This window comes from Acinetobacter sp. YH12040, assembly GCF_013420005.1.
In the GTDB taxonomy this organism is placed as follows: domain Bacteria; phylum Pseudomonadota; class Gammaproteobacteria; order Pseudomonadales; family Moraxellaceae; genus Acinetobacter; species Acinetobacter amyesii.
Genome location: NZ_VOZB01000001.1, coordinates 38,840 through 59,151 on the forward strand (window position 1 = coordinate 38,840; position 20,312 = coordinate 59,151).

A 20,312-nucleotide genomic window follows, 5' to 3' on the forward strand; every position below is an offset into this window, starting at 1 on the left:
TTTGTGTAATTATGAATAAGAAACTTTTAATCTGCGGTGCAATCGCAACAGGTCTACTTCTTACAGCATGTGTAAAAAAAGAAGCACCAAAAGAAGAAGAACAGGAACAGGTTGAAGTTGCAACATCTGAACCAACAGCATCTGTACCTACACAATTAGAACCAGTTGAAGAACAACCAGTTGTTGAAGAAACGACTCAACAGCAAGTTGAAGTGATTCGTGAAGAGACACCGAATACAACAACTGAAATTCGTCGTGAACCTACTCCTCCTGCAGAAGCTCCTGCTCCAAAAGCAGAAGCGCCTAAAGCTGCAGAAAAACCTGCACAAGCTGCTCAACCTAAACAAAACTCAGGTTCTGCACAGTCTGAAGATGACGCCGTAGCTGCTGCCATTGCTGCTGCAACACCAGCTTTAGAGAACTAAGATCGAAGTTTTATCAAACCAATGATCAAAAAAACCCGGCAATTGTCGGGTTTTTTATTGTTTCTATGTAAATAAAAATCTGTACCCAACAATGCACTGTTTTTTTCTCACAACTATTCTTGTAATTTTTCAGCTAAATATTCAATAAATAAACGAACACGTTTCGGTAAATGCTCTTGTTGATAATAGACAGCATGAATAAGCTGTTCATGTGGCTCAATTTGATTGTCTAAAAGTCGTACCAATCGCCCTTCTGCAATATCTTTTTCTAACATAAAAATCGAAAGACAAGCGATGCCCATCCCATGAATCGCAAGCTCGCGTATCGTTTCACCATTTGATGCCTTAATATTTGGTCGGATAGTTAGAGGTTTCCCTGCGACTTGGATCGGCCAAGTATTCATATGGGTAATTTGACTAAATCCAAGTAAAGCATGTGCGGTTAGCTCTTCAGCATTTTGCGGACGTCCATGCTGCTGAAGGTATTCAGGACTCGCCACCAAACACAATCGACTCTTATAGATGAGTTTTGCATGCAAACTTGAATCGTTTAATTTTCCAAAGCGAATTGCGACATCCGCTTTATGCTCTAATAAGTCAATCACTTGATCATGATTCACCAATTCAATCTGTATATGTGGATAACGTGCATTAAATTCTGGAATCAAGGGAACGATCATATGCAGAATAAACGAAATCGCAGAATCGACTCGCACTAACCCCGAAGTATCTGCATCTAATTTCAGCAGAGAATCTTCCGCTTCGCTCAAATCATTCAATATCCGCCGTGTTTTAGCTAAAAACAATTGCCCCTCTTGCGTCAGCTTAATTTTGCGGGTTGTTCGTTCTAACAGGGTTACATTTAATTTAGATTCCAGACGCTGTAATGCGCGGCTGACACCCGATGCTGTCTGATCCAGTCTTTCTGCTGCTTTGATAATAGAGCCACTATCTACAATAACAGTAAAAGCCTGCAGCTCCTCAATGGTCGATTTCATTGCATATTCGAATTCGTGATTTTTAATCAATAATATATTCCAAACTCATGCATTTTTCTTCATTAAAATTAGCAGCACAATAGCATCAATTCAAAAAAGAGAATTCCTGATGATTGTTCCCCAATTTGGTGTCGGTACCTTCCGTTTGGCAGGTGAAACTGTCATTCATTCAGTTAAAACAGCCTTAGAGGTAGGATATCGTGCTGTAGACACCGCACAAATTTACGCTAATGAAGCAGAAGTAGGCCAAGCACTCCATGAAAGTCAGGTCAATCGAGCTGATATTTTCTTAACCACGAAAATTTGGACTGAAAATTATGCTGCCGACAAACTAATACCCAGTCTAAAAGACAGTTTAATTAAATTGAGGACTGATGCAGTTAACCTCACACTTATTCATTGGCCAGCACCTGCTCTAGGAGTCGATATTCCTGAATTAATGGGACATTTACTTGAAGCAAAAAAACAAGGTTTGACTGAACATATTGGTGTATCTAATTTTAATATTGAGCTCACTCAACAAGCCATTGATCACATCGGGCTAGAAAATATTGCAACCAATCAAATTGAACTTAGTCCATATTTGCAAAATCAAAAATTGGTCAATTATCTGCAAACGAACAATATAGATGTCACATCCTATATGACCTTGGCTTATGGCAAAGTTTTGCAAGACCCAACCCTGTTAAATATTGCGGCCGAACACCAAGTCACTTCGGCCCAAATTGCACTCGCATGGGCACTGCAAAAAGGTTATGCCGTGATTCCATCATCAACCAAACGTGAACATTTAATCAGTAATTTAAAAGCTCAAGAGATTCATTTAACACCAGAACAGATGCAGGCCATTACCACACTAGACAGAAATGCGCGTGAAGTGAACCCACCTGAACTTGCTCCAGTGTGGGATATTTAATATGAAATTCAATTTTCCATTAATTGCATTAGCCGTAGGTGCTTTTGCAATTGGCACAACAGAATTTTCACCGATGGGTTTTTTGCCTGAAATCGCAGCAGATTTATCGGTGTCTATTCCTCAAGCGGGCTTACTGATTAGTGCCTATGCCGTTGGCGTCATGATTGGTGCCCCATTAATGACCTTATGGTTAGCACGTTTTCCTAAACGTACTGCCCTTATTTTACTGATGGCAATCTTTACCATCGGTAATATTTTGGCAACGATTGCACCCAATTATCTTGGTTTAATGGCTGCACGCTTAGTCACCAGCTTAAATCATGGTGCATTTTTTGGCTTAGGTTCTGTGGTTGCAGCGAGTGTTGTGCCGAAAGATAAACAAGCCAGTGCTGTTGCTATGATGTTTATGGGCTTGACCATTGCCAATATTGGCGGTGTGCCACTTGCAACGTGGGTAGGGCAAAATATCGGTTGGCGTATGTCTTTTGCAGCCATTACCTTACTGGGCATCATCACTATGTTGGCATTATGGAAAGCACTGCCCCATCAGCAACAGACCGAAAAACCTGATGTACGAGCAGAGTTAAAAGTATTAACACGCATGCCTGTTGTTTTAGCACTGCTGACCACTGTCATGAGTGCTGGAGCTATGTTCGCGCTCTATACCTATATTGCTCCGAGTTTAAAAGTCTTTACCCATGCAAGTCCTGAACTTATCACTTTCATGTTGGTTTTAATCGGGATCGGATTTTCAATCGGTAACCATTTCGGTGGTAAGTTTGCAGATCAATCCTTAGATAAAACCTTGATTGGCTTTTTAGTCTTACTGATGCTGATGATGCTGTTATTTCCAATTTTAGCAACAACCACCATTGGCGCGGCGATTGCTTTAATCATCTGGGGAGCAGCAGCCTTTGCAGTCGTACCACCTTTACAAATGCGTGTTATGACAGTCGCACACGATGCCCCAGGCCTCGCTTCTTCAGTGAACATCGGCGCATTTAATCTTGGAAATGCTTTGGGTGCAGTCGCAGGTGCCGCAGTGCTAAATCTTAACCTAAGCTATGCAGCAGTATCGTATGCAGGCGCTACACTGAGCGCTATAGCGTTGATTTTAGTATTGATACAGATGAAGCTTAAACCTCAAACGACTGCATGTTGCGCACAAGCTGAGTAATACACACTCAAAATAGCCTACCCAAAGTAGGCTATTTTTTTTAGTTCGCATATAACTTTAAAAAATCTGCCATCAATTTGGTTGCCCATGAATGGGTGTCAACAAGACCTTCATAATAACCACAGTGACTGCCCTTTTTGGTGGTCACCACCACAACATTCGGCAAAGAACGAATTAAATCTTTATAGGGTTCAAAGTTTTGAATGTGGCAAACTGGATCATCTTCCGCATTTAAAATCATCAATGGAATTTTAAGATTTTCAAATACATAAATTGGATTGGTAGATTTTGCATAACTTTCATAATCGGCAAAACCCGCCATTTGGAAATAAGCACGCTCAAACTGCGCCAGATTTTTACTTTTCAATACATCAATTAAAGAGGGTGTTGCTGACCATGTTGCAGAATAGGGTTCTACAAATTTCTGAAAGAGCTTTTTCGTCATCATTTTACTGTAAAAAGGATGGACATTTTTAAAGCCAAGCTCAGTATCATAGCCCGGACATAAAGCAAAAGCCGCTTTAAGTGGTGTTTCCTCACCTTGCTCGCCTAAATAGCGAACCAATAGCCCCGTTCCGGCAGATGAACCGACGCCATACAAACTCGATGCGGGAAATTTCTGCTGAATAAAGGCAATCTGTTCACGTAAGTCATCTGTTGAACCAAATAAGTTTATTTTGGCAACTGGCATAGGTAAATTGGCATGACCGCGTCTTAAACACAGTGCAATGCGCCAACCTGTATATAGATGAAGATCCCGAACCACTTCTCGCATACTTTCAGGCGCTCCCGTAATCGTATGCATGAGCACCACGGTTGGTACATCTGCAGGCAAATCTAAGCCCAACCATGCAATGGCTGTGATTCCACCATCAGCCATGGTCAGCTGCTCTATAGCATCATATTTAAGCTTCACTTGACGCTTTTTAATGACATCAAAATACAGTAAATGAGCATGGGTATTCGAAAGCCAAGGCGTAGGACGATATTTTTCATGTAGTTGCGTTAACTTCGGCAGCACATGTTTCATTTGCCCTTCAGGATGAAAATAAAGCTGTGGTAATTCTGCACCGATAGCATGATCTACAAAATTTAAAAGAGCCTGACGCCCTTTATGAATCACATTATTCATTGACCTTACCTTCACCTCGCTTCGCTCTACAGCAAATCATTTCCATCTTTTCACTTTGACTAACAATGCCCGTTAAAAAAACGTATATACAAAACCATATCTCGCTAGCAATATTTGTTTGCTTAAGCCTCATAAGCAAAAAGCATGACAAAATCCATCATGCTTTTTATCATTCTGTGATGAGCATTTAAAATCAGCAGATTCAAGGCTGATATTGCATAATGCGCTCACCCATTTTCGCCGCCAATGCTTCCAACCCACTTTTCGGACGGAGCATGACTTCAAAATCAATCATCTGTCCTTGTTCATTAAACTGAATCATGTCGATCCCTTTTAACTTTTTCTCGCCAACATTGGCAGAGAACTCAAGCACCACATTTAAACCATCTTCTGAGTAAAACTCACGGTGATAGGTAAAATTTTCAAAAATTTGAATCACATTGGTCAAAATAAAAGTTACTACAGGCTTACCCGGATATGGGTTAAACGCGACAGGTGAACGAAACACCACATCCTCTGCCAAGAGTTCATTTAAAATATTCATATCCCGTGTGTCGAGCATTTCGTGCCAACGTGCAACAGATTTTTTTGTTGTTTCAATAGTCATGTTTATGTCCTTTTTTTTGTTGATGAATCATTTCCCTTTCCTCAAACTCCTCTCCCAAAGGGAGAGGAAGCACGACAACTGCATATTAAATTGAATGAAGTTGTCGTGGTTTAGTATGAGGCTGATTAAATCACCGCAGCCAAATCTGCACCTTGACGAATGGCACGTTTAGCATCTAACTCACCTGCTTCTTTCGCACCACCAATCAAATGCACATTTTTCCCATCTGCTTGTAGCTGTTCATACATCGCGGTATAGGATTCCTGACCTGCACAAATCACAACATGATCAACATCTAAAATACGTGGTTGACCATCAACGGTAATATGCAAACCTTGATCATCAATTTTATCGTAGCTTGCACCCGCAATCATTTTCACATCGCGGTGTTTCAAACCTGTACGGTGAATCCACCCCGTGGTTTTACCTAAGCCAGCACCAACCGATTTAGCCTTACGTTGCAATAAATACACTTCACGCGGCGATTCTTCGACGTCTGGATGTTTCAAGCCACCGACTTGCGCATAAGTGGTATCAATTCCCCATTCATCATAAAATTTCTCAGGATTGAGGCTACCGCTCTCACCTTCATGCGTTAAATATTCAGCCGTATCGAAACCAATACCGCCTGCACCAATGATTGCTACACGTTTGCCAACAGGGTGACGTTCACGTAAAACCTGTAAATAGCTCAATACTTTTGGATGATCAATACCATCTATATCTAACTGACGCGGTGTTACACCCGTCGCCACCACGATGTCATCAAAATCAGACTGAGCTAATTCTTCATAGGTTGCCGTATGGTTCAGTACCAATTTAATCTGAGGCAATAGTTCTATTTTGCGTTTGAAATAACGCAGCGTTTCATAAAACTCTTCTTTACCAGGAATCGTTTTCGCAATATTAAACTGCCCACCAATTTGGCTTGAAGCTTCAAAAACCGTTACATTGTGACCACGTTCTGCTGCATAAGTTGCAAAGCTTAAACCCGCAGGTCCCGCACCAATCACAGCGATATTTTTCACCTGTGCAGATTCTTTAAATATCAGCTCAGTTTCATAGCAGGCTTGAGGGTTAACCAAACATGTTGCAATTTTCATCGAGAAAATATGATCTAAGCAGGCTTGATTACAACCAATACAGGTATTAATTTCATCACTACGACCTTGTTCTGCTTTTTCTACAAAACGTGGGTCAGCCAGCATTGGACGTGCCATGGACACCATATCTGCATCACCTGATGCAAGAACATGTTCAGCCATTTCAGGAGTGTTAATACGGTTTGAGGTGATTAAAGGAACATTCACAAGACCTTTTAATTTCTTGGTCACCCATGTAAATGCAGCACGCGGCACTTTGGTTGCAATGGTCGGAATACGCGCTTCATGCCAACCAATACCGGTATTGATAATAGTTGCACCGGCTTTTTCAATGGCTTTTGCAAGTTGCACAACTTCTTCGAAAGTCGAACCACCTTCAACCAGATCCAGCATAGAAAGACGGTAAATAATAATAAAATTTTCACCAACTATTTCACGCGTACGACGCACGATCTCGATTGGAAAACGAATCCGGTTTTCATAACTGCCACCCCATTCATCATCACGGTGGTTGGTACGTGCAGCAATAAACTCATTAATTAAATAACCTTCTGACCCCATGACCTCTACACCATCATAACCCGCTGTCTGTGCTAACTGAGCACATTTGGCAAAATCATTGATTGTGCGTTCGACGTCTGCTGTGCTTAAAGCTTGCGGTTTTACTGGGTTAATTGGTGCTTGAATAGATGAAGGTGCAACATTATTGGCCTGATACGAGTAACGACCTGTATGCAAAATCTGCATCGCAATTTTACCGCCAGCATCATGTACCGCCTGCGTAATCACTTTATGTTTTTCTGCTTCTTCTAAAGAGTCTAATTTTGAACCACCAGCAAATGTCACACCATCATCATTGGGAGAAATACCACCGGTTACAATCAGACCTACACCACCTTTCGCACGTTCTGCATAAAAAGCAGCCATGCGTTCATAGCCACCCGGTGCTTCTTCAAGGCCGATATGCATAGAACCCATCAATACACGGTTCTTTAGCGTTGTAAAACCTAAATCTAGTGGTGCCAATAAATTTGGATAATTTGACATTTTTTCTCCTTAGCGTGCTGAAAAGCTGGCTATTTTTATCTTCGCTTGTATACGAGCTTTCTCTTTCCATCTACGCATACAAGATTTTTGCAACTTGTTGCACTAATTTATATGCGAGATTTGATTTTTATGCAACATGTTGCATAATAAAAAGTACAAAACTATTTTGACTGAGCCATATATGTCTTTAGCCCATGTTTTACTCACGAGCTTACTTGAAAAACCGAGTACAGGAATTGACCTTGCACGCCGTTTTGACCGCTCTATGGGCTTTTTTTGGAATGCAACACATCAGCAAATCTACCGTGAACTCAGTGGCATGCAGCAAAAAGGCTGGATCAGCACTATTGAAGATGAGCACAGCACAACCCGTAAAAAAACCTACCGAGTTGAACAGCTTGGACGTGTTGAATTAGCCAATTGGATGGTTGAGCAAAGCCCTCCAGCTCAATTACGTGAAGAGTTGATGGTTCGTTTACGTGCTGAAGCTCAACTGGGCACAAACGGCGTATTACCCGAATTAGAACGTCATCTTGAAATTCACAAAGAAAAACTAAAAGTGTACCAGTCTATTTTTGCAAAAGACTTTGCACATGCGCATGATGAAGACCGTACCTTGTACATTCATAAAATGATTTTACAGCTTGGGATTGATTTGGAAATCGGTTGGATCAAATGGCTCGAAACTATCATTCCACAGTTGCATAAATTTAATCACTAAAACAAAAAATAAATAGGAAGCTGCATGCCACACTATACAATGCCCGATCAGCAACAACTGTATGTTCGTGAATATGGTCAAGGAGAACCCATTCTGGTTTTATCTGGACTGGGCATGCAAAGTTGGCAATGGCACCCTTTTCTATATCAACACCGAAAACACTTTAAATTTATCATTCCAGACTGGCGTGGATTTGGCGGCTCTAAACTTTGTCAAATTCCCAATATGGACACCATTTCAAGCCATTGGCGAGATATTGACAGCTTAGTTTCCCAACTTGGTTACGATAAAATCACGGTGATTGCTTACTCCATGGGGGCAACGACCACCATGCACGGTTTAAAATACGGTCAGTTTGCTGAAAAAATTAAACGTTATTTGCACATCGATCAAACGCCTAAAATTCGAGTAGATGCAGATTGGCAATATGGTTTATATGGCAAACGCCACACTGAGTTTTTGAGTATTTTAGAAGACATCTCGAAGGTACTTGCAACCAACCTCTCCGTGCCATTTGCACAGCAGATGAATAAACATGACCGTCAAGGTCTGGTCGACGCTTGGTTAAGGTTCATAGACTTACAAAATAGCAATCCTTATACATTATCCGCTTTTCGTTTTGCATACCAACAACCAACTTTACAGAAGCTGATGTTACCATCACAAAGTGTGGCCTATTTATATTGGTATATTCAAAATTATTTAAACCATACTGAAGATTATCGTGAAGCCATTGCAGCACTCACCGCGCCAACAACTTTTTTCACAGGGGCAAAATCGATCCTCTATCCTGCTCAAGGTCAAAAAATTATTGCTGACAGCCTAGCCAATGCAGAGCAGATTATTTTTAAAAAATCGGGACACACGCCATTGCTCAGTGAACCGGTCAAATTCAGCCGTGAAATCACCAAGTTCTTAAAACAATCGATCTAGTAAGACTGAATAAAAAAACAGGCTCAATACTTTCAAGATTGAGCCTGTTTTTTTATATGCAGGCTGGTGTTACTTAATAAGTAACTTAAAAATTAATTTCAAAATCAAATTATTTTTAATGTTCTAACAAGTGTTAGAAAACTCGACGATCATATTCAATTGCTTCCAAATCATACACTTGGTAAACGCAGTCAAATAAAGGACGTGCCAATTCCCCTTCATCATCATTCCGCACGATCAAATAAATTTGGCTAATGGCTGCACTATCCGATAATTTCACATAATTCACATGCCTAAACTGCATAATTTGTACAGATTCAGGAACAATACAAATGCCTTCACCTGCGGCAACCATGCCTAGTGATTGCTGCAAATCAGCTTGAGTGCTAAAGCGTTTCGGCTCCATACCATATTCTAAAAACAACGACTTGATTAGCGTTGCATAACTTTGACCATCCGTTGCTGGATAGATAAAAATCTGCTCATCTTTGAGATTATTTAATGCAATCTGCTGCTGTGAAGATAAAGGATGGCTCGAATGCACCGCAACAATTAGTGGCTCTTCACGTAATAGCACACGTTTAACCGCCTGATCCGACACACGAACTCGGCTAAAACATGCATCAACCCGACCTTCTTTTAATGCCTGAATCTGATCAACTGCACTCAGTTCAATTAAATTTACATTTAAGTGTGGATATTGCTGACGGAACAAATAAACGATTCGAGGCAATAAACCACAGAGTAAGGAACCGCCATACCCAATATTAATGGTACGTTCTGTAGCACTGGCCCGCTGCGTAATGAGCTTAATTTCTTCTGCATTTGAAAGTAATTTCACGGCTTGCTGATAAAAGAAACGGCCAATGGTGGTGGTTCTTAAAGGACGGCTGCCACGCTCAAAAAGCTGTGCACCCAACTCTTCTTCTAAATTTTGAATTTGACGACTTAAAGGAGGTTGAGCAATAAATAGCTTTTCAGCAGCCTTCGTAAAACTCTGTTCTTCTACAACGGCGACAAAGTAACGTAAATGTCTTAATTCCATGACATTGTCCTTTAATGTCGAATTTCTTTCATAATGGTCTTTTATTTGAATATATCAGGACGACACTCAAATCACATCCTTCAAATTCGGTTATTTAAAAGATGTATACACCACATTTATTGTTTGGTCATGCTAATGTGAAACGATTACAAGGTTAACCCGACTTTAGTCTTGGAAATTTTGCTCAATCTTCTCACATGAAAAACTACAAAACGTGATTGACTTCATGAAACAATTCAAGTTAATTAGCTAAATCGTTGCAAATATGGAATAAGAACAGTGCTGAGTGATCTAGATGATTTTTATTGTTTTGCCCAAGTGGTCGAACATGGTGGTTTTAGTGCAGCAGAACGTGCAACAGATATTCCAAAATCAAAACTGAGTCGTCGAGTCTATAACTTAGAAGAACGTTTAGGTGTCCGCCTGATTCAACGTAGCTCACGACATTTTGCTGTTACAGATATTGGTATGAATATCTATCGCCATGCACAAGTCATGATGAATGCCGCTCAAGCCGCACACGATTTGGTTGATCATCTCAGCACACAGCCGCGCGGCTTAATTAAAGTCAGCTTACCTGTTTCCATCGCGCAAAATGAAATGACCAAAATATTGCCTGAATTTTTAAAGCAATATCCAGAAATCAAAGTGCAAATGATGGTGACCAATCGACGCGTAGATATCATTAATGAAGGCTTCGATCTTGCGCTACGTGTACGTTCAAATCTAGACGACGACCCTAATTTAGTCATTCGTAAATTTGAAACGATTGAGCAGCACTTATTTGCCAGTCAGGCGTATCTGAATAAATTTGGTGAACTCAAACAACCTGAAGATTTATCTCAGCATCAAATATTAAGTATGGCGGATGAGCATCTCGATCAACATATTATTGTGACCGATGCACAGCATCATCAGAAAAAAATCAAAGTTAACCCAACCGTGATGGGCTCTGACCTGTCTATGTTAGCTGCACTGGCCTGCCAAGATTGTGGCGTGGTGTTATTACCCGACAGTATTGTGTCCGATCACGTGAAATCAGGTGCTTTGGTTCGTGTACTACCTGAATGGAAAGCTGCACATGGTATTTTCCATGCAGTTTATCCATCTCGTCGTGGCTTACTACCTGCTGTACGTGTATTCATTGATTACTTAGTTGAAAAACTCAGCCAACATGAACACGCTAAATTTTAAGCAAAAAAAAAGCTTACCCATGTGATGGGTAAGCGAAAACTTAAAAACTAAGTAAAATCAGAAACTACAGCAGAATCTGTAGGGCTATTGTATAAATAAAATACATCTTTATTAAATCGTTAATAGCTCTAACTGATTTTTTGAGCTATAGGCAAAGCCTTACAAATTAAGACTTAGAGAAATGTAGTTAGTCTTAAAAACAATAACGCCCATAACCACCACGAACTCCTAGACTAAAGTCAAAAAATATACAACTGTATAATTTTATTTAACTTCAATCATTTAGACACAGCAGATATGGCATTAACATCACTACAGAGCTTAGATCGCGGGATATTCGCCTGTACCCTCTGGCCATGGAGATAACAACTCAAAACCAGTATCGGTTACAACAACCATATGTTCCCACTGTGCCGATAAAGAACGGTCAGCGGTAATTACTGTCCAACCGTCTTTTAACTCTTTAGTACGTGCTTTACCGCTATTAATCATAGGTTCAATGGTAAAGACCATGCCTTTTTTCAGAATGACACCTTGACCCGGTTGACCATAGTGTAAAACACTTGGTTGCTCATGATAAACCTTACCAATCCCGTGACCACAGTATTCACGTACAATGCTGTAGCCTTCACGATGAGCAACTTGTTGAATGGCATAGCCTACATCCCCCAAAGTTGCTCCCGGTTTAACTGCATGAATCCCTGCAACCATGGCTTCGTAGGTAGTTTCCACTAACTTTTTAGCCGCAGGCGAAACCTCACCCACATAGTACATACGACTGGTATCACCAAAATAACCATCTTTAATGATGGCAACATCAATATTGATAATGTCACCATCTTTCAATACGGTTTCTTTCGAAGGAATACCATGACAAACCACTTCATTCGGTGAAATACAGGTGGTTTTGGTATAGCCATAGTAGCCAACGTTGGCAGGAATCACTTTAAGTGTGTTGACGATAAAATCATTACAGATATCGTCTAGATATTCAGTGGTCACGCCCGGCTTGACATACTCCCCGATCATCTCTAAAACCTGAGCAGCTAAACGACCTGAAATGCGTAATTTTTCAATATCTTGCTCGGTTTTAATCGTGATTTTGGAAGCTTTCATCTGAATATCCTCAAATTTGAATACACCGAATTATAGACCTTTTAGATTTTTTTTGTTTTATTCAGCCAATATTTCTGCATTTATTCGGCTTATAGCATCCTATTTAGTGCTGAAAATTAGAACAATTGATTTATATCTGATAAATCTTAATAGTTAAACATATTCCTATAAAAAATTTATATACAATAAATTTCTTTTATTTATCATAAATATAAATAAAACATTATTTTATCTGTCAATATATTCATAATTCGTATTATAAAAACTATCTATACGATTTATAAATTTTGCTCCAAAAAAGGGCTTAATTGCACTAAAATTGCCTTTTTTCACAGTTCATCTCCCCTTTATGACAAGTCTTCGTACACGAGATATTGTTGCCTTAGGTTTTATGACCTTCGCACTGTTTATTGGTGCAGGTAACATTATTTTCCCACCAATTGTCGCACAGCAAGCGGGTGAACATGTTTGGTTAGCTGCATTTGGTTTCTTAATCACCGCAGTTGGTCTACCTGTCATCACGATTATTGCTTTGTCGCGTGTTGAAGGTTCTATTCAAGTTTTAAGTTCGCCTTTGGGTAAAGCAGCCAGCATTATCCTTACTGTCGCGTGTTACTTAGCTGTTGGACCTTTATTTGCAACACCTCGTACAGCTACCGTTTCTTATGAAATTGGTTTCTCTTCTTATTTTGGTAACGGCGCAAACAGTCTGCTGCTTTATAGCGTGATTTATTTTGCATTGGTGACGATTGTTTCACTTTACCCAAATAAAATTTTAGATACCGTAGGTTATTTCCTTTCACCACTCAAGATTTTAGGCCTCGTTATACTGGGTATCTCTGCGTTCTTTATCCCTGCCGGTGTGATTCCACCTGCAATTGATAACTACGTAACTGCACCAGTTTCTGAAGGTGTAGTAAATGGTTATTTAACCATGGATACACTAGGCGCTTTAGTTTTTGGTATTGTGATCGTCAAAGCCATTACTTCACGCGGCGTAACGGATAGTAAGCTCGTCACCAAGTATGCTGTTATTGCCAGTATTATTTCAGGTATTGGTCTTACCCTGGTTTATATCAGTTTATTCAAACTCGGTATGGGCAGCCATGATATTGCTCCAAACGCAACAAATGGTGCAGTGATCCTGCATGCATATGTACAACATGCTTTTGGTGATATGGGCGCTTATTTCCTATCCGCAATGATTTTTGTTGCATGTATGGTGACTGCGATAGGCTTAACCTGCGCATGTGCTGAATATTTCTCAGAATTGACTAAAATTCCATACAAAGTTTTTGTGTTCATTTTAGTTGGCTTCTCACTGCTTATTTCAAACTTAGGTTTAACCAAACTCATTGCTGTTTCAGTACCTGTTTTAAGTGCGATTTATCCACCTGCGATTGCAGTTATCCTACTTAGCTTCTGCTCTAAATGGTTTATTTCACCATCAAGAGTTATTGCGCCTGTTACCGCATGTGCGTTTATTTTCGGTATTTTTGACGGTTTAAAAGTGGCTGGTTTCGAAGATGCACTTCCAAGCTTTATTGCCAATCTACCACTTGCTCAACAAAATTTAGCATGGCTGATCCCTTCTGTAATTGTGCTGATTATTGCTGCTGTAATTGATAAAGTTAAAAAATAACCTTTTTTGACTTGTCTAAAATCGGAGTTTTACCCGAATGACGATTTTACCTGTGACCAATAATTGTCGAGTTTTACCCAAACTGACATTTATTTGTCCTACTACAGCGCAATAATCCTAATTCATTGAACTTTTAAATAAAGTTTTATTTTCATGATGAGAAAAAAGCCAGCCATTTGGCTACAAAATATAATAATAGTTAAAATACAAATACTTTCTGCAAAATACACCGTACACAAACTCCATGATTAAGCCCGATTCAGACTGTAAGCTAGGCGGTTTCTTGTCATAAAGCCGATATACCCGTGTTGGTATATATATTGCTTATTCATACATAGATATTATGCACGACCATTTTACTCACCAGTCAACACCTTTAGATTCATAATATTTAGTATATGAATAAAATGATTATTCTTATATGATGATCTAACATAGTTTTATGACAAAATAATGACATTTACTATTGAAATACTTCTAGTTTCGAAGTACAACAGTAGTTCAAACCTGACCAAAATCATGGGTTTTGGCTAAACAACAACACGGAGGGGTGGAGATGTTATCAGTACATTTCAAAAAGCAATTCTTCATTAACGCTCTGAAGGCAAATAAGAACATGGTGACCTATACAAGCACCACTATTGCTCTCATGCTGACACTACTTATTCAAGGCTTAATACAAGGAAATTTAAGACCTGAATACTTTGCTTATGCGCTTATTGTCTCGGTGGCCTTTTATTTATGGGCAGTCATTGACCACAAATATCGAAAGCAAAAATCAACAGAATTTTAAGTTAGAAGATGGATGAGGCATCATCCATCTTGAAAAAAGAAAAGATGCCAATCCCTACCTTCTCGATCATTTAATCCTTTTTAAATAACAATACAAATAATCCCTAAAATAACCAGAAAATCATCAGCCTTTTCTCATAAATTTTCAATTCTGCAGAACTTCAAATTTTGTTTTATAAATTCTTCTACATAGCCATCGTCTGCACTTTAAAAGCTTTTATCTCCTGATTAGCTTCCAATCTAATTGGTACTATTTATGATTGATACTACTTTGCTTAAAACCAAAATTTAACGATGACTCCAAAGAGCAATCCGAGTGTTGCAATTAACTCACCAATCACCAATCCAAGCATTGCCATACTCATCATCCATTTAGGTAAATGCCATTTGCCTAAGACGTGCGGTACTTTAAATTGATTGGTGGTATCAGCTAAAAAGCCATGCAGCACATAGCTTAAAATCGAAAAGCTAAAAAAGAACAAATTGATGATTACAAAGAGTAAATTGAGTGTATGTGGAAGTGCTGAAAAATAGGCCAATACCGCTAAAATAAGCGTCGCTGGGGCGTATAACAAACTGCTCCGATGTGCTATATCGACATAATAATGCGCACGTGCCAGTTCAGACTGTCTTATTTGTGCATATTTCCACACACCCGTGAGCATACCTACCCATAAATAAATCCCACTAAAGACTATCGCAATTTTTACTGCACCCGAAAGTTGAAGCATGTCCATTTTTAATTTACATCCATTGTTCAATTACACGCATTATTTTTATCTGTATTTCTACTGTAATAGTACTTGCTTCAAACCTGTTATGACATGACTTTAGAGTCATACTCTTTTCAGGTTTCTTTTTGGAACTTGTGTAAATTAGAGTCATCGGAACACACCCATGAAGTTTGAATCATGTCATCATCTGAAAAACTCACGATTCATTGCCAAGACGGTTATTCACTGAGTGCGCGCTTTTATCCGCACCAGACAGAGCTCAAACAGGTTTTACCTGTGTTGATTTGTCCAGCCACAGGCATTACCAAGCAATTTTATAATAGTTATGCAACATGGTTGAGCCAACAAGGCTATGACGTTTTAGTTTTTGATTTTCGTGGTATTGGTGAGTCGCTACACAGCCCTCTAAAAGAATCGACAGCAAGTATTGTGCAATGGGGGCAGCTTGATATCCCTGCGGCAATCGACGCCTTGATCAGTAAAACGCAAGCGCCTAAAGTCATATTACTCGGTCATAGCGCAGGCGGACAATTATTAGGTATCGTGCCAAATTTTGACAAAGTTGCCAAAGTGGTTGCTGTTTCTGGCTCTACAGGTCATGTAAAAAAACTTAAAGGTCGTACCAAACTTTTAGCTCCAGTGATGTTTAATGTGATCTTCCCGATTGCACGCTATACCATTGGCTATGGCCCGACCAATGCAATTGGCATGGGTGAAAATTTGCCAAAAGATGTAGCTCGTGAATGGGCTGAATTTTGTAGCAAACCTGGTTATATCATCAATGCCTTAGGCAAAACTGTTCAGCATGATTTTCATCAACAAGTGAGCTGCCCGATCACTGCCGTATGGAGCTCCGATGACGAAATTGCCACGGAAGCCAATGTCAAAGACTTGCTGCGCTTATACCCGAATGCTTCGACTCAAATGATTGAGTTAAAACCGAAAGAAACAGGTCATAAAGCCATCGGACATATGTTGATGTTTAAATCATCACATCAAAACCTATGGCCGATCATTGAACAACAGTTACACGCTTAAGTTTTTGCCACTCAGTCAGTAATCCGGCTGAGTGGTCTTTTTATGGACTGCACAATAATTTCTACTTTTAGATTCATTCAAACTGCCTGACAGCTTACATATTCTATTTTCTATCTTTAAAATCTGCACTGAACGTCCAAGTGTACTTATTTTCTTCAGCCGACCATTGCAAAAAATGATATAACTATTTTTTCTCAATTATATTCTATTTTGGCATGAGTGAAGCACGACACAACCTCGACAGAATTGATCGTTTAATATTATCCGCATTAAGAGAAGATGGACGACTCACCATAGCCCAGCTTTCTGAACGTGTTGGTCTCTCCTCTTCGCCGTGTTGGACACGCTTAAAGCGTCTAGAAAATTTAAAAATTATCGATGGCTATACTGCCAACATCAACCCAAAATCGATTGGGATCAATGAATTATTCTTTATTGAAATCACATTAGAACGTCACGATGATGAAATTTTAGATCAATTTAGTGAAACTTTAGCCAATATGCCAGAAGTGGTAGAGGCCCATTTAGTCACTGGCGATTACGATTATTTGGTGAAAGTTGCAGTTAAAAATGCTGAACACTATGAACGTTTTTTGCGTAAAAACTTATATTCTATGAAAGGTATACGCCACACCCGCTCTATTTTTGCGCTACGACAATTAAAATCTGCCAGCAGTGCTGACCTCATGATGATTGAGTAATGAGCCAATATAGATCTAATCTATAAGATGACTTTAAAATTTAAGGGCAATTGAGTTCAGCACTCAATTGCCCTATTTATGTGTTCTAATCTATATAGCCATCTTTTTTCAATTTTTTATCTGTCAAATACTCACGTATGACCAATGTTGCAATAATAATGATGGCTTCTAAGATCGCTACTGTGACGGTTAGTTTGGTAAATACTTCGACACTGAGCAACTCAAACCATAATTGAGCGATGGCTAATAAACCCCATAAAACTGAAATAATAAGTGCACTAAAGACACCGTATTTCATTTTTCTCTCTCCAAAACAACTACATAAGCTTCGCGCTTCCAAAAAAGCAGCATACGACGGATATCCTTTTCCATCGTAATCACAGCCCAGCCTTGCTGTGCATTTTGATTTAAAAAATTGGTGAATTTAACAGGATCAACTTTTGAAGAGCCAAGCAGCAAAGATCCCAGCATACCTTCTTGATAGATAACAACTTTATATTCTTTCATCAATATAGTTCTTTATGGTTATAGTGAAATGAACAAATGTTCAGAGCAAAGTATAACGATCGGTTTTTCCTAAAACAACCAAGTTTTAACTGTCAATTTGCTCAGCATTTTTTTCAATTTTATGCTTTAATACACGCAGTATGAGATGAGCCTTATATGAGTATCACGCGAGTGATACGACTAGCCCCTAACCATGGGGCTTTTTATTGTTTTCTACTTAGCTCACATTGTTGTATTTCATTGTTCAATTTTGACAAAACAAGACTGTGAATTTCACATGTTTTCACAGGGTCTTGCTGATAAGCCGAATTAAACCATGCAGCAGCTTTTTCAAAATCTTGCTGCACGCCTAGCCCACCCAAATAAAAACTTGCTACGCTAATTTTTCCGTTCAAATCATTTGCTTCCGCAGCCTTTAAAAACCACGGATAAGCCTTTTTATAATCAGGCTTTGCATCAATACCTTGATAATAAATCATACCCAAACGGGACTGATATTGAGCCAAGCCTTGTTCAGCCAACAACATCGTTGGCTTTTCAGCAAGCTGCATATTTTGCTTCGTATAGTAATAATAGTCGGCCAATTGTTCGATATCTTCTTGCTTGCCTTTATTTGCAAATTCAATTAAAAGACTTTCCAATTTTTTCTCATTCCTTGGAATGAGTTCATATTTATTCATGATCAAAAGCATACGCTTTGAATCTTCTAAATTTCTTTCAGCACCAATCTCAAACCATTTTGCAGCTTCCACATAATCTACTTTTACACCGACACCTTTGTAATATATCAATCCCAAATTTTGATTTGCAGAGCGGTGCCCTAAGGCAGAAGCACGTTTATACAACGCTATGGCTTCGGGCAGATTAATCTGCACACCTTCTAGCCCCATATGTTTCAGTACAGCCAAATCATACAGCGCCTGCTTTTCGTTATTTTGCGCTTGAACTATGGTCTTTTGGACATCAATTTCAGCTGAATAGGTTATGGAAAATGGAAGTACTGTTAATACAAATAGCATGAACAATTTGATGTAAGGCAAATGATATTTTAAAACTTTCATTGTTTATTATTCTTGATCAATAAGATGGTGAAAAATGAAATGCTGAAGCACCCTCTCTAGATGCTTTAGCATTTTTTTAAGCAGTATATACAGCTTTAACCGAAGAAGCCTATCGTTATCTGAATGACCACAGCATTGACAATGTCTACAAAAAACGCCCCTGTCAAAGGTATGATCAAAAAGGCTTTATGTGAAGGTCCATAGGTATTGGTCACTGCCTGAATATTGGCAATCGCTGTAGGTGTCGCACCGAGGTTCACGCCGCATTGCCCTGCACAAAGTACTGCTGCATCGTAACTTTTTCCCATGATTCTAAAAGTTACAAAGTACAGATACAGTGCTAAAACGAGGGTTTGTACCAGTAAAATAATCACCAGCGGGCCTGCAAGATCTGCCAATAACCAGAGCTGCAATGACATCAGCGCCATGGATAAAAATAATGCCAAGGATGCGTTACCAAATACATCGATACAGCGGTCAAACATTTCTATTTTAAAGCCTAGCTCCAAGGTATTTCTTAAAAATACACCACAAGCCAAAGCCCAAACGAATGTAGGTAACTCAAACCACAGTCCGCGAGCGAAGTCCTTCATGAAGTAGGCAAAACTGATACAGATGGCAAACATCCCCATCGTTTTGATGGCATCATCTGCGGTAATTAAACGAGTTTTTTCAGGATATTCGAAAGGCGCAGTTTCAGATGCAGGCGGTGCTTCATTACGTCCTGTTGTCGGTACAAGTTCTTCTGCCAACTGAAAACGGCGGATGAGGAATTTCGCCACTGGCCCGCCCATCATGCCTCCAATCACCAAGCCGAAGGTTGCACTTGCCATACCGAGTACGACTGCACCTTGTATACCATGATCTTGTTCAAAGACTGTACCCCATGCACCTGCTGTACCGTGACCGCCCGTAAGCGTAACGGAACCTGTAATTAAGCCGATGAGTGGATCTAGTCCCAAAACTTTGGCCAAGCTGATACCGACGATGTTTTGCAGCATGACAAATACAATCACACAGCCTAAAAACAGTACCAGTGCTTTTCCGCCTTCTTTGAGTTTTCCAAGACTTGCGCTCAAACCTACAGAGGTAAAGAACATCAGCATGAATATTTGCTGAATTTTGGCATCAAAATTTACGGTGATATTAAAGTTTTTAAATAATATAAATGTGATAATCGCAGCGACCAAACCGCCTGCTACAGGTTCAGGAATGTTGTATTTTTTCAGGATGGAAATTTTGTGTACGAAGAAATAACCGATAAATAAAACCAAAACCGCCACGACAATTGTCAAAAAAGCATCTAGCTCATAATTCATAATTTAATCTTAAGTGCTCAATTTTATTTATCTTTTTACATAATTATTTGATTTTTTCAGCTAGAAAAATGTAAATAAGCTATTTACCCCCCTTCTTCTACTAC

21 protein-coding genes are annotated in these 20,312 nt (G+C 39.4%); 10 read left to right on the forward strand and 11 right to left on the reverse strand.

What is annotated here, in order from left to right; all coding sequences use genetic code 11:
* Positions 1-11: 11 nt before the first annotated feature.
* The gene (locus FTT99_RS00220; RefSeq protein ID WP_168378628.1) at positions 12-425 is read left to right on the forward strand and encodes an internalin; all 414 of its coding nucleotides are present in this window, start codon (positions 12-14) and stop codon (positions 423-425) included.
* A 113-nt stretch (positions 426-538) separates the two neighbouring features.
* Here FTT99_RS00220 and FTT99_RS00225 read toward each other — a convergent pair whose 3' ends face one another.
* On the reverse strand, positions 539-1,423 hold the full coding sequence (locus tag FTT99_RS00225) for a LysR family transcriptional regulator (RefSeq protein ID WP_180131543.1): 885 nt from the start codon (positions 1,421-1,423) through the stop codon (positions 539-541).
* Positions 1,424-1,532: 109 nt separating this feature from the next.
* Here FTT99_RS00225 and dkgB point away from each other — a divergent pair, with 109 nt between their 5' ends.
* Positions 1,533-2,339, forward strand: a complete 807-nt coding sequence (dkgB, locus tag FTT99_RS00230; RefSeq protein WP_218954473.1) for a 2,5-didehydrogluconate reductase DkgB — start codon at positions 1,533-1,535, stop codon at positions 2,337-2,339.
* Position 2,340: 1 nt separating this feature from the next.
* Positions 2,341-3,516, forward strand: coding sequence for an MFS transporter (locus FTT99_RS00235; protein WP_078193921.1), 1,176 nt, complete (start codon positions 2,341-2,343; stop codon positions 3,514-3,516).
* A gap of 40 nt (positions 3,517-3,556) precedes the next feature.
* On the opposite strand, the gene FTT99_RS00240 is transcribed toward FTT99_RS00235, so the two are convergent.
* The 3 genes from FTT99_RS00240 to FTT99_RS00250 all read right to left on the reverse strand — a co-directional run bounded on the left by FTT99_RS00240 (position 3,557) and on the right by FTT99_RS00250 (position 7,405).
* Positions 3,557-4,648 carry a YheT family hydrolase gene (locus FTT99_RS00240; protein WP_180131532.1) on the reverse strand — a complete coding sequence of 364 codons (1,092 nt, stop codon included), beginning with the start codon at positions 4,646-4,648 and terminating at the stop codon, positions 3,557-3,559.
* Between the two features lie 202 nt (positions 4,649-4,850).
* On the reverse strand, positions 4,851-5,255 hold the full coding sequence (locus FTT99_RS00245) for a nuclear transport factor 2 family protein (RefSeq protein ID WP_121532411.1): 405 nt from the start codon (positions 5,253-5,255) through the stop codon (positions 4,851-4,853).
* Between the two features lie 125 nt (positions 5,256-5,380).
* The gene (locus FTT99_RS00250) at positions 5,381-7,405 is read right to left on the reverse strand and encodes an NADPH-dependent 2,4-dienoyl-CoA reductase (protein WP_180114258.1); all 2,025 of its coding nucleotides are present in this window, start codon (positions 7,403-7,405) and stop codon (positions 5,381-5,383) included.
* 181 nt (positions 7,406-7,586) lie between these two features.
* Here FTT99_RS00250 and FTT99_RS00255 point away from each other — a divergent pair, with 181 nt between their 5' ends.
* Together FTT99_RS00255 and FTT99_RS00260 are read left to right on the forward strand one after the other, a co-directional pair.
* Positions 7,587-8,126: a PadR family transcriptional regulator gene (locus tag FTT99_RS00255; protein ID WP_180114259.1), complete on the forward strand. Its 540-nt coding sequence runs from the start codon at positions 7,587-7,589 to the stop codon at positions 8,124-8,126.
* A gap of 24 nt (positions 8,127-8,150) precedes the next feature.
* Positions 8,151-9,059: an alpha/beta fold hydrolase gene (locus tag FTT99_RS00260; RefSeq protein WP_180131534.1), complete on the forward strand. Its 909-nt coding sequence runs from the start codon at positions 8,151-8,153 to the stop codon at positions 9,057-9,059.
* A gap of 133 nt (positions 9,060-9,192) precedes the next feature.
* Here FTT99_RS00260 and FTT99_RS00265 read toward each other — a convergent pair whose 3' ends face one another.
* Complete coding sequence (locus tag FTT99_RS00265) at positions 9,193-10,104, reverse strand: LysR family transcriptional regulator (protein ID WP_180131537.1); 912 nt, start codon at positions 10,102-10,104, stop codon at positions 9,193-9,195.
* A gap of 279 nt (positions 10,105-10,383) precedes the next feature.
* On the opposite strand from FTT99_RS00265, the gene FTT99_RS00270 reads away from it, so the two are divergent.
* Positions 10,384-11,298 (forward strand): LysR substrate-binding domain-containing protein, encoded by a 915-nt coding sequence (locus FTT99_RS00270; RefSeq protein ID WP_078188531.1) that lies wholly within the window; start codon positions 10,384-10,386, stop codon positions 11,296-11,298.
* Between the two features lie 321 nt (positions 11,299-11,619).
* Here the strand turns inward: FTT99_RS00270 and map are convergent, their stop codons facing one another.
* Positions 11,620-12,414 (reverse strand): type I methionyl aminopeptidase, encoded by a 795-nt coding sequence (gene map, locus FTT99_RS00275; protein ID WP_078193926.1) that lies wholly within the window; start codon positions 12,412-12,414, stop codon positions 11,620-11,622.
* A 349-nt stretch (positions 12,415-12,763) separates the two neighbouring features.
* Between map and brnQ the strand changes: the two genes are divergently transcribed.
* Both brnQ and FTT99_RS00285 read left to right on the forward strand, forming a co-directional pair.
* The gene (gene brnQ / locus FTT99_RS00280; RefSeq protein WP_180132156.1) at positions 12,764-14,056 is read left to right on the forward strand and encodes a branched-chain amino acid transport system II carrier protein; all 1,293 of its coding nucleotides are present in this window, start codon (positions 12,764-12,766) and stop codon (positions 14,054-14,056) included.
* 556 nt (positions 14,057-14,612) lie between these two features.
* Positions 14,613-14,849 carry a hypothetical protein gene (locus FTT99_RS00285; protein ID WP_078188534.1) on the forward strand — a complete coding sequence of 79 codons (237 nt, stop codon included), beginning with the start codon at positions 14,613-14,615 and terminating at the stop codon, positions 14,847-14,849.
* A 274-nt stretch (positions 14,850-15,123) separates the two neighbouring features.
* Here FTT99_RS00285 and FTT99_RS00290 read toward each other — a convergent pair whose 3' ends face one another.
* A complete protein-coding gene (locus FTT99_RS00290) occupies positions 15,124-15,585 on the reverse strand; it encodes a hypothetical protein (RefSeq protein WP_180107444.1) in 462 nt (153 codons plus the stop codon).
* A gap of 174 nt (positions 15,586-15,759) precedes the next feature.
* Between FTT99_RS00290 and FTT99_RS00295 the strand changes: the two genes are divergently transcribed.
* Together FTT99_RS00295 and FTT99_RS00300 are read left to right on the forward strand one after the other, a co-directional pair.
* Complete coding sequence (locus FTT99_RS00295) at positions 15,760-16,620, forward strand: alpha/beta fold hydrolase (protein ID WP_180132157.1); 861 nt, start codon at positions 15,760-15,762, stop codon at positions 16,618-16,620.
* 215 nt (positions 16,621-16,835) lie between these two features.
* Positions 16,836-17,321, forward strand: a complete 486-nt coding sequence (locus FTT99_RS00300; RefSeq protein ID WP_078188537.1) for an Lrp/AsnC family transcriptional regulator — start codon at positions 16,836-16,838, stop codon at positions 17,319-17,321.
* Positions 17,322-17,406: 85 nt separating this feature from the next.
* On the opposite strand, the gene FTT99_RS00305 is transcribed toward FTT99_RS00300, so the two are convergent.
* The 4 genes from FTT99_RS00305 to gltS form a co-directional block, all read right to left on the reverse strand.
* The gene (locus FTT99_RS00305; RefSeq protein WP_180004964.1) at positions 17,407-17,619 is read right to left on the reverse strand and encodes a hypothetical protein; all 213 of its coding nucleotides are present in this window, start codon (positions 17,617-17,619) and stop codon (positions 17,407-17,409) included.
* Positions 17,616-17,828, reverse strand: a complete 213-nt coding sequence (locus FTT99_RS00310; protein ID WP_078193931.1) for a DUF4177 domain-containing protein — start codon at positions 17,826-17,828, stop codon at positions 17,616-17,618. The genes FTT99_RS00305 and FTT99_RS00310 overlap by 4 nt, the downstream gene beginning before the upstream one ends.
* A 203-nt stretch (positions 17,829-18,031) precedes the next feature.
* On the reverse strand, positions 18,032-18,889 hold the full coding sequence (locus FTT99_RS00315) for a tetratricopeptide repeat protein (RefSeq protein ID WP_180132158.1): 858 nt from the start codon (positions 18,887-18,889) through the stop codon (positions 18,032-18,034).
* 95 nt (positions 18,890-18,984) lie between these two features.
* Positions 18,985-20,208, reverse strand: a complete 1,224-nt coding sequence (gltS, locus tag FTT99_RS00320; RefSeq protein ID WP_180132159.1) for a sodium/glutamate symporter — start codon at positions 20,206-20,208, stop codon at positions 18,985-18,987.
* Between the last annotated feature and the right edge of the window lie 104 nt (positions 20,209-20,312).